Source organism: Arthrobacter ginsengisoli (assembly GCF_031456935.1).
Lineage (GTDB): Bacteria > Actinomycetota > Actinomycetes > Actinomycetales > Micrococcaceae > Arthrobacter > Arthrobacter ginsengisoli.
Genome location: NZ_JAVDVQ010000007.1, coordinates 205,696 through 221,380 on the forward strand (window position 1 = coordinate 205,696; position 15,685 = coordinate 221,380).

A 15,685-nucleotide genomic window follows, 5' to 3' on the forward strand; every position below is an offset into this window, starting at 1 on the left:
GTCTGGGCGGCCCGTAAAACGTGAAGTTGGGGGTCAGGCCGGGAGACCGGCGAGGGATTCCTTGGCCGCGGCGGCAACGGCCTCCGCGGTGATGCCGAATTCCTGGAACAGGCGCTTGTAGTCCGCGGAGGCGCCGAAGTGCTCGAGGCTGACGGAACGGCCGGCGTCGCCGACGAATTCCTTCCAGCCCAGGGCAAGCCCGGCTTCGACGGATACCCGTGCCTTGACAGCGGCCGGGAGCACCGCTTCGCGGTAGGCGGCGTCCTGCTTGTTGAACCATTCCACGCACGGCATGGACACGACGCGGGTGGGGATGCCCTCGGCCTGGAGCGCCGCACGGGCGTTCACGGCCAGCTGGACCTCCGAGCCGGTGCCGATCAGGATCACCCGGGCTTCGGCGGTCCGGCCGTTGGCGGAGGCTTCGGCCAGGACGTAGCCGCCCTTGGCGACGCCGGCGGTGGAACCGAAAGTGTCGGCGTCGGCGTCGGACGTTCCGCGGGCGTAGGTGGGAATGTTCTGGCGGGTCAGGACAATGCCGGCCGGGTTCGCGTGGTTTTCGAGCATGACCTTCCAGGCGGCCGCAACCTCGTTCGCGTCGCCCGGGCGGACCACGTCCAGGCCCGGGATGGCGCGGAGTGAGGCGAGCTGCTCCACCGGCTGGTGCGTGGGGCCGTCTTCGCCGAGACCGATCGAGTCGTGCGTCCAGACGTACAGCGACGGGACGCCCATCAGGGCGCCGAGCCGGATCGCCGGGCGCTGGTAGTCGCTGAAGATCAGGAAGGTGCCGGAGAAGGCGCGGGTGCGGCCGTGCAGGCTGATGCCGTTGACGATCGACGCGGCGGCGTGTTCGCGGATGCCGAAGTGCAGCACCCGACCGTAGGGGTTGCCCTTCCAGGCGCCCGTGGACCGGGACGCCGGAATGAACGACGGAGCGCCCTCGATCGTGGTGTTGTTGGACTCGGCAAGGTCGGCCGAACCGCCCCACAGCTCCGGCATAACCGGACCGATGGCGTTCAGGACCTTGCCGGAGGCGGCGCGGGTGGAGACGTCCTTGCCGGCTTCGAAGACCGGAAGGGCAGCGTCGAGTTCGGCCGGAAGCTTCCGGGCTTCGACGCGCTCCAGCAGGGCTGCGCCCTCGGGGTTGCCGGACTGCCAGGCCTCGAAGTCCTGCTGCCATGCGGCACGGGCGGCGGCGCCGCGGTCCACGGCTGCCCGGGCGTGGGCCAGGACGTCGTCCTCGACCTGGAAGGAACGCTCCGGGTCGAACCCGAGGACCTTTTTCAGCGCCGCGACTTCCTCGGCGCCGAGTGCGGAGCCGTGGATCTTGCCGGTGTTCTGCTTCTTGGGGGCCGGGTAGCCGATGATGGTGCGCAGCGAGATGATGGAGGGCTTGTCCGTCTCGGCCTTGGCTGCCAGCAGGGCGGCGTGCAGTTCCTGCACGTCCTCCTTGTACTCGCCGGTCCGGGTCCAGTCCACGCGCTGGGTGTGCCAGCCGTAGGCCTCGTAGCGCTTCAGCACATCCTCGGTGAAGGCGACGTCGGTGTCGTCCTCGATCGAGATGTGGTTCTCGTCGTAGATCACCACAAGGTTCCCGAGCTCCTGGTGCCCGGCGAGCGAGGACGCCTCGGAGGTGACGCCCTCCTGGAGGTCGCCGTCGGAGGCAATGACCCAGATGGTGTGATCAAACGGTGAGGTGCCGGCCGCGGCGTCGGCGTCGAACAGTCCGCGCATGCGGCGCTGAGAGTACGCGAAGCCGACCGCGGAGGCCAGACCCTGGCCCAGCGGACCGGTGGTGATCTCGACGCCGGCGGTGTGCTTGTATTCCGGGTGCCCCGGGGTCAGTGAACCCCAGGTGCGCAGCGCTTCCAGATCCTTCAGTTCCAGGCCGTAGCCGGAGAGGAAGAGCTGGATGTACAGCGTCAGGGAGGTGTGCCCGGGGGAGAGGACGAAGCGGTCCCGTCCCAGCCAGTCGGGGTTCTTCGGGTCGTGCCGCATCAGCTTCTGGAAGAGAAGGTAGGCGGCGGGAGCCAGGCTCATCGCGGTACCCGGGTGGCCGTTACCGACCTTCTCGACGGCGTCGGCGGCCAGGACACGGACGGTGTCCACGGCGCGCTGGTCCAAGCTGCTCCATGACAGTTCTTGCTCTTCCAAATGTGGCACGAAAACCGGGCCCCTCTCTGTGCTGACGGCGGGTGGAAGGATCAATCCCGACCGGGGCACAGTTCGGTGCCCGCTGCGTTATGTACCAGCCGTTCACCATCGAAACGTTTGATCTAACATTCAGTCGCGTGTGCGAAGGCACGCCTGCCGTTGCTGCAGGCAGTGAACCCCAGGCAATCTGGCAGCCGTTTCGGCCACCGCCCGCACGCGCTGATCTGCAGACAGCTTAGCCCCATTCCAGCTGCCGGGTGCTGTACATCTCACAAAATGGACGGGATTGGTCGCTTATATGAATCACCGGCGCCCGCGGCGGCCGTGAGCCCGCGTTAACCTGCTCGAACCATGCGTACCCTTCGGCGGCATCCGCCGGACCGGTCCGGCGGTGCCTGCACGGTATGATGGTTCGTGGCTACCCACGGAGCGGGACGCGCCTCTGCGCCGCGCGCGGACCCCTCCGATATGCAACCCGCGTTGCGGAACCAGCCGGACTGAACAGCCAGACAGAACAGAGTGACTGCCACCGTGACCACAACAGAAACGCCGCTGAACGCTTCCCCCGTCGCCGGAAGCGTCGGCTTCACCCGCAAAGCCAAGGCCTATCTGGCGCTCACGAAACCCCGCGTCATTGAACTCCTGCTGGTCAGCACGCTGCCGACCATGATTTTCGCGGAACGCGGATTCCCGTCGATCGGCCTGATTGTGGCCACCCTGGTCGGCGGCGCCTTTGCCGCCGGCAGCGCGGGTGCCTTCAACTGCTACTTTGACCGCGACATCGACAAGCTGATGCACCGCACCGAGAACCGGCCCCTCGTCACGGGCGAGGTGACACCGCGCGAGGCGCTCGTCTTCTCCTGGCTCCTCGGCGCGGCGGCGATCGTGATTCTCTGGTTCGGGGCCAACCCGCTGGCGGCCTGGCTGGGCGTCGGTGCCATCGTCTTCTACGTGGTCATCTACACCCTGATCCTCAAGCGGCGCACGGCGCAGAACATCGTCTGGGGCGGCGCGGCCGGTTGCTTCCCGGTGCTGATCGCCTGGGCGGCCGTTACCAACACGGTGGAATGGCCCGCCATCGTGCTCTTTATGGTCATCTTCCTGTGGACCCCGCCGCACTACTGGCCGCTGTCCATGCGGTACGGCGAGGATTACCGCAACGCCAACGTGCCCATGCTCGGCGCGATCGCCGGGGCCAAGGTTGTCTCGGTCCAGGTGGTCCTGTACGCCTGGGCCATGGTGGCCTGCTCGCTGCTGCTGGTTCCGGCCGGCGGTGCCGGCTGGGTGTACACCGCCACCGCCGTGATTGCCGGTGCGTGGTTCCTCTACGAATCGCACGCACTGTTCAACCGCGCGCAGGCCGGCGACGTGTCCAACAAGGGCGCCATGAAGGTCTTCCACGGCTCGATCAGCTACCTGACCCTGCTCTTCATCGCCCTGGCCGTCGACCCGTTCATCGGTTCGGCCATCATCGGCGGCTAGCCACTTTCCCGCAGGCACCTCCGCAAACCACAACGCGGGGTCACTCTCGGCCCATCCGGACGCCCGGATGGGCCGAGAGTGACCCCGCGTTGTTTTGTGTGCGGCGGCTTGACCGGGCTTACTGGACCGGGCTGCTGCGGGCCAGGTCAGCGGCGTTGGTGGCCGCGCTCATTAGCAGGGCTGATCCGAGCATGTGCGCGGCAACCAGGAGCGCCGGGATGCCGTTGTAGTACTGCGTGAACCCGATGGCGGCCTGCAGTACCGTGACGCCCAGGAGCAGATACACGGCGGTGCGGAACGGCCCGGAAATCCGGCCGCGGATGACGAGGTACAGCGCAAACAGCGTCCCGGCGGTCACCAGGTAGGCCGGCACGGCGTGAATATGCGAGAACAGGTCCCAGTCCAGGTTGTTGCGCGGGGCATCGGCGTCGCCGGCGTGCGGGCCGGCTCCGGTGACCACAACGCCCAGGCATACGGCGACGGCGGAAAACAGCGCGACGGCGGCCATCAGCGGGCGCGCGACTCCCGGCAGGGCGGCCAGGTCAACGACCCGGAAGTGCCCCGTCCGACCGTAGGCGCGGTTGACCAGCAGGGTGGCCAGGACCACGAGGGCCATCGAGACCAGGAAGTGCAGGCCAACCACCCAGGGGTTCAGCTGGGTCAGCACCGTGATGCCGCCGATCACCGCCTGCGCCGGGATGCTCGCGAGCAGGCCGAGCGCGAGCAGGAAGAGGTCGCGGCGTTCCTTGCGGAGATTCCACAGGTACACCAGCATCGCGACGGCGACGGCGGCCAGGGCGAAGGTCAGCAGGCGGTTGCCGAATTCAATGATGCCGTGGATCCCCATTTCCGGGGTGTTCACGAGCGAGGCGTCCGTGCAGCGCGGCCAGGTCGGACAACCCAGGCCCGAGGCGGTGAGGCGGACAGCCCCGCCGGTCACAATCAGGAGGGTCTGGCCGATCAGGGACAGCACCGCCAGCCGCTGCACCGTTTTGTTGACGGTGACGGGCAGCCAGGGGATGTTCCGGGAAGCGGTCCGGGGAGGGCGGGAGACCGTGCTCACAGTATTCTCAATTCCATTTGAACCAACGGGTTGCTGCGCCGCCGGCGATCGCCGTCCAGAACAGCAGGACAAGGACAGGGACAGGGCTGACGCCGCCGGACAGGAATGCTTCCCGCATCCCCTGTCCCAGGGCGCCGGAGGGGAGGAAGTGCACGATCGTCTGCAGCAGGGCGGGCAGCCGTTCGGCCGGGATCACGATCCCGCCGAGGGCACCCAGCAGGATCCACAGCAGGTTGGTGATGGCGAGGGTCGCCTCCGGCCGGACAGTTCCGGCGACGAGCAGGCCCAGCGCGGTGAAGGACGCGGCGCCGAGCACCAGCAGCGCCAGCCCGGGCGCCCAGCCCAGCGGATCCGGCTGCCAGCCCAGCAACAGGGCCACGGCCGTAACCACCAGCACCTGCAGGGCCAGCACCGCGAGGACCGCCAGGACTTTCCCGGCAATCAGCCCGGTGCGGCCCAGGGGGGTGGTCGAGAGGAAGCGCAGGACGCCGTAGCGGCGGTCAAACCCGGTGGAGATGCCCTGCCCGGTAAACGCGGTGGACATGGCACACAGCGCCAGGATGCCCGGCACGGCAACATTGATCCGGCTCGCACCGAACCCGTCCAGCAGGGGCAGGACCGTCAGGCCCACCATGGCCAGCAGTGGCAGCACGACCGCCAGGATCAGCTGTTCGCCGTTCCGGAGCATGGTGATGGTCTCGTACTTGCCCTGCAGCACAATGCGCCGCAGCAGCGGGGCCGGCGCGCTGCCGAGGGGGCGCGGCGGCGGGGCGCTGCCGGGCCGGGCGCTGCCCAGTGCGGCACTGTCGCGGGTCATCGGATCTCCCTTCCGGAGATGTCGAGGAAGACGTCCTCCAGGCTGCGGGCCTTAAGGCTCAGCGAGCGGGGCATGATGCCCCGGACGGCCCACCAGGCCGTGATCGCCGCCAGGTCCGCAGCCGTCAGCGCGCCGGTGGCGGCGTAACTGCCGGCGCGTGCCTCGGTGACGCTGACGCCGTCGGGGAGCACGCCGGTGAAATCCAGTCCGGGGTCGGTTTCGAACAGCAGGGTGCGGATGTGCTGCGCACCGGCGTCGGGCGGCAGGGGGTGCTGCAGGAGCTGCGCGACCGTCCCCTCGGCGACATTGCGGCCGGCGTCGATGATGTAGACGTAATCGGCGAGGCGCTGGGCGTCATCCATCAGGTGCGTGGTCAGGATGATCCCCATTCCGCGGTTCCGGAGTTCGGAGATGAGCTCGAATACGAGCTGGCGCGACTGCGGGTCCAGGCCGGCGCTGGGTTCGTCCAGGAAGAGCACCTCGGGGTTGCCCACCAGCGCGGCCGCGAGTGCGAGCCGCTGCTTCTGCCCGCCGGAGAGCCGGCGCACGGAGGTCCGGCTGAAGCTGTCGATACCGAGGCGCTCGATGAGTTCGCCGACCGGCCACGGGTCCCCGTACATGCCGGCGATATGCTTGAGCAGGGGGATGGGACGGGCCGACGGCGGCAGTCCGCCGTCCTGCAGCATCACCCCGACGCGGGCACGCAGGGCGGCCCCTGCGTTGTCCGGGTCCTCGCCCAGGAGGCTGATGTTGCCGTGGGTGCGTTTCTGCAGCCCCTGGGCGCATTCGATGGTGGTGGTCTTGCCCGCGCCGTTGGCTCCCAGCAGGGCCGTGACCTGCCCGGGTGCGGCGACGAGGGAAAGCCCGCTGACCACCCGCAGCATCTTGCCGTCGAGGGTGGGCAGTGGACCAACATCCTTTACTAGCCCGCTGATGGACAGGACGGGGGATTCGGTGGATCGCACCACAGCATTCTACGGGATGTAGTACGTCCCGTTCCGGCCCGCCGGCTGCCCGAGGATAGCCATGCCTTACTGGAACGGGGGACTAAATTAGGACATGATTGTGTTGTGTATTCCATGAGCCCCCTGACTTCTGTCGCGCCCCCGGGTCCCGGCCGCCCGCGTGCGGCGTCACCGGCTGCGTCGGGAGCCGTGGCAGCCCAGGCGGCCACCGCTTTCCCGGCGGCCGACGCCGAGGAGCGCACCCGGGACCGCGTGCTGAACGCAGTCCTGGAACACGGCCCCATCAGCGCCGCCGAACTCGGCGACCTGCTCGGGTTCACACCCGCCGCTGTCCGGCGGCATCTGGACCACCTCTCCCGCGACGGCGTGATTGAGGTCAAGCGGGCCGCCCGCGCCGGCGCCGGGGCCGGGCGTCCCGCCCGCCGTTATGTCCTCAGCTCCCAGGGCCAGTCGACGCTGGGCAACGACTATCTCGACATTGCCACGCTGGCACTGCAGCGCCTCGGCGAACTGGCCGGGCCCGACGCCGTCCGGCAGTTCGCCGTCGAACGCTTCGGCGAGATGGAACGACGGTACGCGCCCGAGATCGAGGCGGCCGGCCCGGACATCACCGCCCGGGCGCAGGCGCTGTCCGAGGCGCTGAGCCGCGACGGGTTCGTGGCCTCCACGACCTCGATCGAAGCCAAGGCGCCGCTGCCGGCGGCGCTCTCCAGCGTCCAGCTGTGCCAGGGGCACTGCCCCATCCAGCAACTGGCCGCGCAGTTCCCGGTGTTCTGCGACGTCGAGACGGACGTGTTCTCCCGGCTCGTCGGCGTCGACGTCCGCCGGCTCTCCACGCTGGCACGCGGCGGGCACGTCTGCACCACCCACATACCTACAGGCCGTCCGGCGGCCAGGGGGCCTCACAGCCCTGCAACCAGCCCGGGCAGCCTGGACGAAGTATCCAACCATCTGCAAGAAAGGCCGTGATGACGGACCAACTATCAGAGAAGAAGGTTGCTGAATCCACTGTGATTTCGGAGATTCTGGAAAAGAATCCCGAGCTCCACGGAATCGGAACCTATGAGTACGGCTGGTCCGACAAGAACGACGTCGGGGCCAACGCCCGCCGCGGCATCAACGAGGACGTCGTCCGTGACATTTCGGCCAAGAAGAGTGAGCCGGAGTGGATGCTGGACCTGCGCCTGAAGGGCCTGAAGTACTTCGACCGCAAGCCCATGCCGACCTGGGGTGCAGACCTCTCCGGCATTGACTTCGACAACATCAAGTACTTCGTGCGGTCTACGGAGAAGCAGGCCAACACGTGGGAGGACCTCCCCGAGGACATCCGGAACACCTACGAGAAACTGGGCATCCCGGAGGCCGAGCGCAGCCGCCTCGTCTCCGGCGTCGCCGCCCAGTACGAGTCCGAGGTCGTCTACCACCAGATCCGCGAGGACCTGGAACAGCAGGGCGTCATCTTCCTGGACACGGACACCGCGCTGCGTGAGCACCCGGAGATCTTCCAGGAGTATTTCGGCACCATCATCCCGGTGGGCGACAACAAGTTCGCGTCGCTGAACACGGCTGTCTGGTCCGGCGGGTCCTTCGTGTACGTGCCCAAGGGCGTCCACGTCGACATCCCGCTGCAGGCCTACTTCCGCATCAACACGGAAAACATGGGCCAGTTCGAGCGCACGCTGATCATCGCGGACGAGGACTCCTACGTCCACTACATCGAAGGCTGCACCGCGCCGATCTATACTTCGGACTCGCTGCACTCCGCCGTCGTGGAAATCATCGTGAAGAAGGGCGCCCGCGTCCGCTACACCACCATCCAGAACTGGTCCACGAACGTGTACAACCTGGTCACCAAGCGCGCCATCTGCGAGGAGGGCGCCACGATGGAGTGGATCGATGGCAACATCGGCTCCAAGGTCACCATGAAGTACCCGGCCGTTTACCTCGTGGGCGAGGGCGCCAAGGGCGAGACCCTTTCCATCGCTTTCGCGGGCGAAGGCCAGCACCAGGACACCGGCTCCAAGATGGTCCACATCGCGCCGAACACCAAAAGCTCGATCGTGTCCAAGTCCGTCGCCCGCGGCGGCGGCCGGGCCGCCTACCGCGGCCTGGTCCAGGTCCGCGAAGGCGCCAAGCACTCCGCCAACACGGTCCGCTGTGACGCCCTGCTGGTTGACACCATCAGCCGTTCGGACACGTACCCGTACATCGACATCCGCGAGGACGACGTCACGATGGGTCACGAGGCCACGGTCTCGCGGGTCAGCGAAGAACAGCTGTTCTACCTGATGTCCCGCGGCATGCGCGAAGACGAGGCCATGGCGATGATCGTCCGCGGCTTCATCGAGCCCATTGCCCGTGAGCTGCCGATGGAATACGCCCTCGAGCTGAACCGACTGATTGAACTGCAGATGGAAGGATCGGTCGGTTAATGACTGACATCACTACTGAAAAGGCCCGCATCGGCGCGCCCTCAGCCCAGCCGTTCATCAACGGCTTCACCGAGGAAGGCGAAAGCCTCTCACCGCTGAACGCCGCGGAGTCCAAGTCCCCGCTGGCCGGCGAAGCCGTCAAGCGGCACTCGCACGGCGGCGGCGTCGGCATTCCGGACAGCTCCCGCGCCGGACGCCTGACCTCCTACAAACTGGCGGACTTCAAGCCGCTGACCGGCATGGAGGAGGACTGGCGTTTCACCCCGCTCAAGCGCCTCCGCGGCCTGCACACCGACGTCCTCAACGGGACCGCACCGTCCGTCAGCGTCACCGCACCGGACAGCGTCACCGTGGAGACCGTCGGCCGTGACGACCGCCGGATCGGAACGGCCGCGATCCCCGAGGACCGCGTCTCCGCAAACGCCTGGGAGAACTTCACCGAGGCCACCGTCATCACCGTCCCGGCCGAGGTCCAGGTCGACGGCGAGGTCAGCGTCCTGCTGACCGGCCAGGGCACCGTGGCCTCCGCCCAGCACGTCGTGATCGTCGCGGAGAAGTTCTCCAAATCCGTCGTCGTCCTGGACCACCAGGGCAGCGCCGTCGTCTCGGAAAACGTTGAAATCCTCGTTGAGGACGGCGCGCAGCTGACCGTCATCTCGCTCCAGGAATGGAACGACGACGCCGTGCACGCCTCCTCTCAGCAGGTCAAACTCGGCCGCGACGCCAAGTTCAAGCACATCGTCGTCAGCCTCGGCGGCGACCTGGTGCGTGTCACCCCGTCGGCACGCTTCACCGCCCCGGGCGCCGAAGTGGAACTGTTCGGCCTGTACTTCGCCGACGCCGGCCAGCACCTCGAGCAGCGCCTGTTCGTGGACCACGCCGTCGCCAACTGCAAGTCCAACGTCCTGTACAAGGGCGCCCTGCAGGGCCGCAACGCGCACACCGTCTGGGTGGGTGACGTCCTGATCCGCAAGGAAGCAGAAGGCACCGACACCTACGAGGCCAACCGCAACCTGGTCCTCACCGACGGTGCCCGCGCGGACTCCGTCCCGAACCTGGAAATCGAAACCGGCCTGATCGCCGGCGCCGGCCATGCCAGCGCCACCGGCCGCTTCGACGACCAGCACCTGTTCTACCTGATGGCCCGCGGCATTCCGGAAGAGGTGGCCCGCCGTCTGGTGGTCCGCGGATTCCTGAACGAGATCATCCAGCAGATCAAGGTTCCGGCCATCGAGGAGCGCCTCACAGCCGCCGTCGAACGCGAACTCGCGGCAACGAACCACTAGTGCGCAGCACTAAAGAACACGGAAACCATCAATGACTGAACAGCCAAAAGGCGAGCTGGTCTGCAACGCCAGCGAGATCCAACTCAAGCAGGCGCTGCGGATCCTGATCGACGACTACCCGGTAGCGATCGTGAAGGACTCGATGGGCGAAATCCACGCCATCGGCGACACCTGCTCCCACGCGGACATCTCCCTCTCCGAAGGGGAGGTCGAAGGCTGCAAGATCGAGTGCTGGGGGCACGGTTCCCAGTTCGACCTGCGCAGCGGCGAACCGCTGCAGCTGCCGGCCTATGATCCTGTTCCCGTCTTTGCGGTGACCGTCCTGGATGACGAAGTCTATGTGGACTTCACCAATGTCCTGAACGGCGCCGAGGCTCCGAACTTCAGCTGACTGCCCCGGCACCGCGGCAGCCAGTCCCAGAAAACTTATCGACCAGAAACAGCACAGTGCCGGAGGGCACGGTGCAGAGGAGAACAAGACACATGTCTACTCTTGAGATCAAGGACCTGCACGTCAGCATTGACACCGAGCAGGGCACCAAGGAAATCCTGAAGGGCGTCAGCCTGACCATCAAGACCGGCGAGACGCACGCCATCATGGGGCCGAACGGTTCCGGCAAGTCCACGCTGGCGTCCACGATCGCCGGGCACCCCCGCTACAACGTCACCGCCGGCACCATCACCCTGGACGGCGAGAACGTCCTCGCGATGACCGTCGACGAGCGCGCCCGCGCCGGCCTGTTCCTCGCCATGCAGTACCCGGTGGAGGTTCCCGGCGTCAGCATGACGAACTTCCTGCGGACCGCCAAGACGGCCATCGACGGCGAGGCACCCAAGCTGCGGACCTGGACCAAGGACGTCAAGGCTGCCATGGCCCAGCTGCGCATCGACGCCGACTTCACCCAGCGCAACGTCAACGAGGGCTTCTCCGGCGGCGAGAAGAAGCGCGTCGAGATCCTCCAGCTGGAGCTCTTCAAGCCGAAGTTCGCCATCCTGGACGAGACCGATTCGGGCCTGGACGTCGACGCCCTCAAGGTCGTCTCCGAGGGCGTCAACCGTGCCCACGCCGAGGGCAACATGGGCACCCTGCTCATCACGCACTACACCCGGATCCTGCGCTACATCAAGCCGGAATTCGTGCACGTGTTCGTTGATGGCCAGGTTGTCGAAGAGGGCGGCCCGGAGCTCGCCGACCGCCTCGAAGAAGAAGGCTACGACCGCTACGCCACCGGCGCCGGGGCAGCCACCATCGCGGCAGCGTCCGCCGCTGCCCAGGCCTAGTTAGGACGTCTCCATGACCGAACTCAATGTGGCCCGTACGGGCCTCGAGGATGTCGAAGAGGCACTCAAGGATGTGATCGACCCGGAACTGGGCGTGAACATCGTTGATTTGGGCCTGCTGTACGGGCTGAAATACTCCGACGACGACGGCGCCCTGCTGATCGACATGACGCTGACCACGGCCGCCTGCCCGCTCACCGATGTGATCGAGGAGCAGGTCGGCAAGGCCCTCGACGGGATCGTCGACGAATGGCGCCTGAACTGGGTGTGGATGCCGCCGTGGGGTCCGGAGCGGATCACCGAGGACGGCCGCGACCAGATGCGCGCCCTGGGCTTCAACATCTAGCCCCACCGTTACGACGACGGCGGCCGGTCACCTTTTACGGAAGGTGGCCGGCCGCCGTCGTCGTTCATCGACTGCTCCGCAACCGCCCTTTAGCCGGCCCATAACGGCCGTTAGGGAGCAGCGGATGGGGCTAGGGGGTGGCGACGCCGAAGGTGTCGCACTGGTTGATGTCTCCGGTCGCATAGCCCTGGTAGAACCACTTCTGCCGCTGCTCGCTGGAACCGTGGGTCCAGGACTCGGGCGAGACCCGGCCGGTCGCTGCCTTCTGGATGCGGTCGTCGCCGACGGCCGAGGCGGCGGAGAGGGCATCGCGCAGGTCCTGTTCCTTGAGCGGCTCCAGGAACGGCAGGCCGGTCTTGGGATCCTCCTGGGTCGTGGCGTAGCGGACCCAGAGTCCCGCGTAGCAGTCGGCCTGGAGTTCCACCCGGACGGCCCCGGATTCCGGTCCCTGCGGATCCTGCTGGGCCTGGTCGAGGTTTCCGAGCACGTTCTGGATGTGGTGGCCGAACTCGTGGGCCACCACGTACTCCTGTGCCAGCGGTCCGCCGGAGGAGCCGAAGCGGTCCACGAGTTCCTGGAAGAACCCCGGGTCGAAGTACGCCGTGGTGTCGGCGGGGCAGTAGAAGGGCCCGACTTCAGACGTCGCGGCGCCGCAGCCGGTGTTGGTGCCGCCCGTGAAGATCACCGTTTCCGGCTGCGGGTATTGCCTGTTGTACTGGGCGAGGTAGGCCGGCCAGAAAGCGTTGAGGCTGTTCACCGTGCCGACGATCCGGCAGTCCAGCCGGGCGTCCGCGTCGGCGCCGCTGGCGCAGGCCGGGGCGGTGCCCTGGCTTTGCGCGCCGGGGTCCTGGGAGGTGCCGCCCAGGCCTTCCAGCAGGCTCGGATTGATGCCGAGCAGGGCCGCGATCAGCAGGATAATGCCGCCGCCGATCCCGCCCCCGACTTTCACGCCGCGGCCCATGCCGCGCCGGTCCTGAACTTGGGAAGGGTCCAGCTGGACGTTGTCGTTGAAACTCATGCTGTCACAATATCGCTTACCGCCTTCGGCGCGGCTGCCGGCCGGTAAAGTTGATCTGATGCCTTTTCTCGACAGACTCCAGCGCTGGGCCGATGACCGACCCGACGGGACCGCCGTCGTCGTGGCCGGGCAACGCCTGAGCTGGGAGGAACTGCGCGGCGCGGCCGCCGGACTGGTGTCCGGCTCACCCGCCGTGACCATGCTGGCTGAGCCGAACTCGCTGCACTTCGCCGTCGCGTTCGCGGCCGCCGTCGCAGGGGAGCGGCAGTGTGCGGTGCTGGATCCGACGTGGCCGCCGGAGTTGCTGGACGGGATCAGGGGCCGGATCCGGGACACCGTGCCCGCCGCGGCCGGCGACGGGTCCGTGGAACTGGTCGACGGGCCGCCCGGTTCTCCGTTCCTGATCGGCCTTACCTCCGGCACTACCGCTGTCCCCAAGGCCTTCACCCGCTCGCGCCGGTCCTGGCAGTCTTCCTTCGATGCCTCGGTCGCGTTCTTTGGCCTTACCGCGGAGGACAGGACCCTGGCGCCGGGACCCCTCGCGGCCAGCCTGAACCTCTACGCACTGGCCGAATGCCTGTACGCCGGTTCGGAGTTCCATACCCTCGCCCGGTTCGACGTCGGCGACGCCCATTCCGCGGTCAGCCATGACGGAATCACCCGGCTGGTCCTGGTCCCCACGACACTCCGGCTCCTCAGCGAACGGGGACTGAGCGGCGGCGTCGACGCCTCGGGCATCCGGAGCATCATCTGCGCCGGCTCCAAACTGGACGCCCGGACCCTGGAAGCCGCCCGCCGCTGGGCACCCAACGCGACCATCTTCGAGTACTACGGCGCCTCGGAGCTCAGCTTCGTCTCAGGCGCCGGACTTCCGCCTGGCCGGCCGCAGGAACAGCGCGGTACCGGGATCGGCGGCCCGTTTCCCGGCGTCGAGATCCGCATCCTCGACGACGCCGGGGTCCAGCTGCCGGACGGCTCGGACGGCAACATCTGCGTCCGCAGCGGCATGGTCAGCGACGGCTACCTCTGGGGCGACGACGGCCACGCCCTGCAAAGCTTCGACGGCTGGCACACGGTGGGGGACCAGGGCTACCTCGACGGCGGGACCCTGCACATGCTCGGCCGCCGCTCGGACATGATCATCACCGCGGGCACCAACGTCTACCCGCATGAGGTCGAGCTGGCACTGGCCTCCGTGCCCGGTGTGGCCGCGGCTGTGGCCGCCGGACTCGCGGACGATCTCCGCGGGCAGAAAGTCGTGGCGGGGATCGTCCCCTCCCACGGCGGGGTGACGGCCACCCAGCTGAAGGCCGGCGTCGAGGACGTGCTGGCCCGCAACAAACGTCCGCTGGAGTACTTCGCGCTGGCCGGGCTTCCACTGACGGACCGCGGCAAGCTCAGCCGGGAACTGCTGCTCGACTGGATCACCCGCAACGACCCCCGGATCCGGCGCCTTGGCTGAGCCGCAGCCGCGGACCCTGCCCGAGGACCGGCAGCCGGTCATCATCGCCGCCCGCCGGACCCCGATCTGCCGCGCGCACGGGGCGCTGAAATCCCTGCACGCCCATGAACTGCTGTCCCCCGTGCTCCGCGCCCTGCTCGGCGGCACCGGCGTGGCCCCGGCGTCGGTGGCTGATGTGGTGATCGGCAACGCCGTCGGCGGCGGCGGGAACGTGGCCCGGCTCGCCGCCCTCGAAGCCGGGCTGCCTGTCAGCGTCCCCGGCCTCACCGTGGACCGCCAGTGTGGCTCCGGTCTGGACGCGATTGTGCTGGCGTCCAGCCTCGTGGCAGCCGGCGGCAGCGGCCTGTACCTGGCCGGCGGGGTGGAGAGCATCAGCACAGCGCCGCTGCGCGCCCGCCGGAACAGCGACGGTGCTCCGGAGTTCTTCTCCCGGGCGCAGTTCGCGCCCCAGGGCCTGGGGGATCCGGACATGGGGTCCGCCGCTGAAAATGTGGCCGCCCGCTTCGGGATCAGCCGGGAGCGGCAGGACGAACTGGCCCTGCGCAGCCACCGGCGCGCGCTGGCGTCTGCCGCCGCGGGGGTCTTCGACGGCGAGATCGTTCCGCTTGCCGGTGTTTCCGGAGTCTCGGGGCCGGGCGGTGCCCGCACGGTCAGTGCCGACGACGGGCCACGCCGGGGCCTCACGGGGGCCGTGCTCGCACGCTTCCCGCCGGCGTTTGCCGCGGGCGGCACCGTCACCGCGGGGAATTCCTGTTTCGACGCGGACGCGGCCGCCGCCGTCGTGATCACCTCGGTTCAACGCGCCCGCGAACTCGGCGCCCGCGATGGCCTTCTGGTGCGGGGCACGGACACCGCCGGAGTGGACCCGCAGCTGCTGGGCATCGGGGCGGCGGTGTCGGCAGAACGGCTGCTGGAGCGGTGTGGCATCACCGCCGCCGCGCTCGGGCTGGTCGAGTTCAACGAGGCGTTCGCGTCGCAGACCCTCGCGTGCCTGGACCGGCTCGGGATCCCGGCGGATCGCGCCAACCTCGACGGCGGCGCCCTCGCCCTGGGGCACGCCTACGGGGCGTCCGGTGCCGTGCTCGTCACCCGCCTGCTGGCGCAGGCCCGCCGCAGCCCGGTCGAGGGGCAACTGGCGCTGGCACTGATCAGCATCGCCGGGGGCATGGGCACCGCCGCGCTGCTGGAGTACCGGAGCCTGTCCTAGCCGCCTGGTCCCGGGGGACATGCCCAGTCCCGGGGACACCCAGCGGACATAGTGGACTTATGTCCCGTGGCCGCAGCCAGGGGAGGGCATGCCCCGTGACCCTGGGACAGGAAGCGCAAGCCCGCGCCGTGCCACCCGGGGGACATGCCCAGTCCCGGGCGCACCCAGTGAACAT

At 68.2% G+C, this 15,685-nt stretch carries 14 protein-coding genes; 9 read left to right on the forward strand and 5 right to left on the reverse strand.

Features of this window, described 5'->3' with window-relative positions:
- Positions 1-33: 33 nt before the first annotated feature.
- Positions 34-2,151 carry a transketolase gene (gene tkt, locus J2X01_RS10785; RefSeq protein ID WP_310056672.1) on the reverse strand — a complete coding sequence of 706 codons (2,118 nt, stop codon included), beginning with the start codon at positions 2,149-2,151 and terminating at the stop codon, positions 34-36.
- A 519-nt stretch (positions 2,152-2,670) separates the two neighbouring features.
- Here tkt and J2X01_RS10790 point away from each other — a divergent pair.
- The gene (locus J2X01_RS10790) at positions 2,671-3,633 is read left to right on the forward strand and encodes a heme o synthase (RefSeq protein ID WP_310056674.1); all 963 of its coding nucleotides are present in this window, start codon (positions 2,671-2,673) and stop codon (positions 3,631-3,633) included.
- A gap of 118 nt (positions 3,634-3,751) precedes the next feature.
- On the opposite strand, the gene J2X01_RS10795 is transcribed toward J2X01_RS10790, so the two are convergent.
- Genes J2X01_RS10795 through J2X01_RS10805 form a run of 3 tightly spaced genes read right to left on the reverse strand, consistent with a single transcriptional unit; the run spans position 3,752 to position 6,478 of the window.
- Positions 3,752-4,696: a COX15/CtaA family protein gene (locus tag J2X01_RS10795; protein WP_310056677.1), complete on the reverse strand. Its 945-nt coding sequence runs from the start codon at positions 4,694-4,696 to the stop codon at positions 3,752-3,754.
- 7 nt (positions 4,697-4,703) lie between these two features.
- The gene (locus J2X01_RS10800) at positions 4,704-5,513 is read right to left on the reverse strand and encodes an ABC transporter permease (RefSeq protein WP_310056678.1); all 810 of its coding nucleotides are present in this window, start codon (positions 5,511-5,513) and stop codon (positions 4,704-4,706) included.
- Entirely contained in the window at positions 5,510-6,478 is a 969-nt protein-coding gene (locus tag J2X01_RS10805; protein ID WP_310056682.1) for an ABC transporter ATP-binding protein, read from the reverse strand. The genes J2X01_RS10800 and J2X01_RS10805 overlap by 4 nt, the downstream gene beginning before the upstream one ends.
- Before the next feature lie 105 nt (positions 6,479-6,583).
- On the opposite strand from J2X01_RS10805, the gene J2X01_RS10810 reads away from it, so the two are divergent.
- From J2X01_RS10810 to J2X01_RS10835, 6 genes are all read left to right on the forward strand, one after another.
- Entirely contained in the window at positions 6,584-7,447 is an 864-nt protein-coding gene (locus tag J2X01_RS10810) for a helix-turn-helix transcriptional regulator (protein ID WP_374724956.1), read from the forward strand.
- Positions 7,447-8,910 carry a Fe-S cluster assembly protein SufB gene (gene sufB / locus J2X01_RS10815; RefSeq protein ID WP_310056687.1) on the forward strand — a complete coding sequence of 488 codons (1,464 nt, stop codon included), beginning with the start codon at positions 7,447-7,449 and terminating at the stop codon, positions 8,908-8,910. The genes J2X01_RS10810 and sufB overlap by 1 nt, the downstream gene beginning before the upstream one ends.
- Positions 8,910-10,196: a Fe-S cluster assembly protein SufD gene (sufD, locus tag J2X01_RS10820; RefSeq protein ID WP_310056689.1), complete on the forward strand. Its 1,287-nt coding sequence runs from the start codon at positions 8,910-8,912 to the stop codon at positions 10,194-10,196. The genes sufB and sufD overlap by 1 nt, the downstream gene beginning before the upstream one ends.
- Positions 10,197-10,227: 31 nt before the next feature.
- Entirely contained in the window at positions 10,228-10,587 is a 360-nt protein-coding gene (locus J2X01_RS10825) for a non-heme iron oxygenase ferredoxin subunit (RefSeq protein ID WP_223917407.1), read from the forward strand.
- 92 nt (positions 10,588-10,679) lie between these two features.
- The gene (gene sufC, locus J2X01_RS10830) at positions 10,680-11,477 is read left to right on the forward strand and encodes a Fe-S cluster assembly ATPase SufC (RefSeq protein ID WP_310056693.1); all 798 of its coding nucleotides are present in this window, start codon (positions 10,680-10,682) and stop codon (positions 11,475-11,477) included.
- A gap of 13 nt (positions 11,478-11,490) precedes the next feature.
- The gene (locus J2X01_RS10835; protein ID WP_091561601.1) at positions 11,491-11,823 is read left to right on the forward strand and encodes a metal-sulfur cluster assembly factor; all 333 of its coding nucleotides are present in this window, start codon (positions 11,491-11,493) and stop codon (positions 11,821-11,823) included.
- Between the two features lie 130 nt (positions 11,824-11,953).
- On the opposite strand, the gene ypfJ is transcribed toward J2X01_RS10835, so the two are convergent.
- A complete protein-coding gene (gene ypfJ / locus J2X01_RS10840) occupies positions 11,954-12,841 on the reverse strand; it encodes a KPN_02809 family neutral zinc metallopeptidase (RefSeq protein WP_310056697.1) in 888 nt (295 codons plus the stop codon).
- A 58-nt stretch (positions 12,842-12,899) separates the two neighbouring features.
- On the opposite strand from ypfJ, the gene J2X01_RS10845 reads away from it, so the two are divergent.
- Together J2X01_RS10845 and J2X01_RS10850 are read left to right on the forward strand one after the other, a co-directional pair.
- Positions 12,900-14,303: a class I adenylate-forming enzyme family protein gene (locus J2X01_RS10845; protein WP_310056699.1), complete on the forward strand. Its 1,404-nt coding sequence runs from the start codon at positions 12,900-12,902 to the stop codon at positions 14,301-14,303.
- On the forward strand, positions 14,296-15,510 hold the full coding sequence (locus tag J2X01_RS10850; protein WP_310056703.1) for a thiolase family protein: 1,215 nt from the start codon (positions 14,296-14,298) through the stop codon (positions 15,508-15,510). The genes J2X01_RS10845 and J2X01_RS10850 overlap by 8 nt, the downstream gene beginning before the upstream one ends.
- Positions 15,511-15,685: the final 175 nt, after the last annotated feature.

What these genes read in the sequence shown, in the direction of transcription:
- J2X01_RS10845 (WP_310056699.1), top strand. Translation starts at nt 12,900, where the DNA reads ATGCCTTTTCTCGACAGACTCCAGCGCTGGGCCGATGACCGACCCGAC.
- sufB (WP_310056687.1), top strand. Translation starts at nt 7,447, where the DNA reads ATGACGGACCAACTATCAGAGAAGAAGGTTGCTGAATCCACTGTGATT.
- J2X01_RS10835 (WP_091561601.1), top strand. Translation starts at nt 11,491, where the DNA reads ATGACCGAACTCAATGTGGCCCGTACGGGCCTCGAGGATGTCGAAGAG.
- ypfJ (WP_310056697.1), bottom strand. Translation starts at nt 12,841, where the DNA reads ATGAGTTTCAACGACAACGTCCAGCTGGACCCTTCCCAAGTTCAGGAC.
- J2X01_RS10825 (WP_223917407.1), top strand. Translation starts at nt 10,228, where the DNA reads ATGACTGAACAGCCAAAAGGCGAGCTGGTCTGCAACGCCAGCGAGATC.
- sufD (WP_310056689.1), top strand. Translation starts at nt 8,910, where the DNA reads ATGACTGACATCACTACTGAAAAGGCCCGCATCGGCGCGCCCTCAGCC.
- sufC (WP_310056693.1), top strand. Translation starts at nt 10,680, where the DNA reads ATGTCTACTCTTGAGATCAAGGACCTGCACGTCAGCATTGACACCGAG.
- J2X01_RS10800 (WP_310056678.1), bottom strand. Translation starts at nt 5,513, where the DNA reads ATGACCCGCGACAGTGCCGCACTGGGCAGCGCCCGGCCCGGCAGCGCC.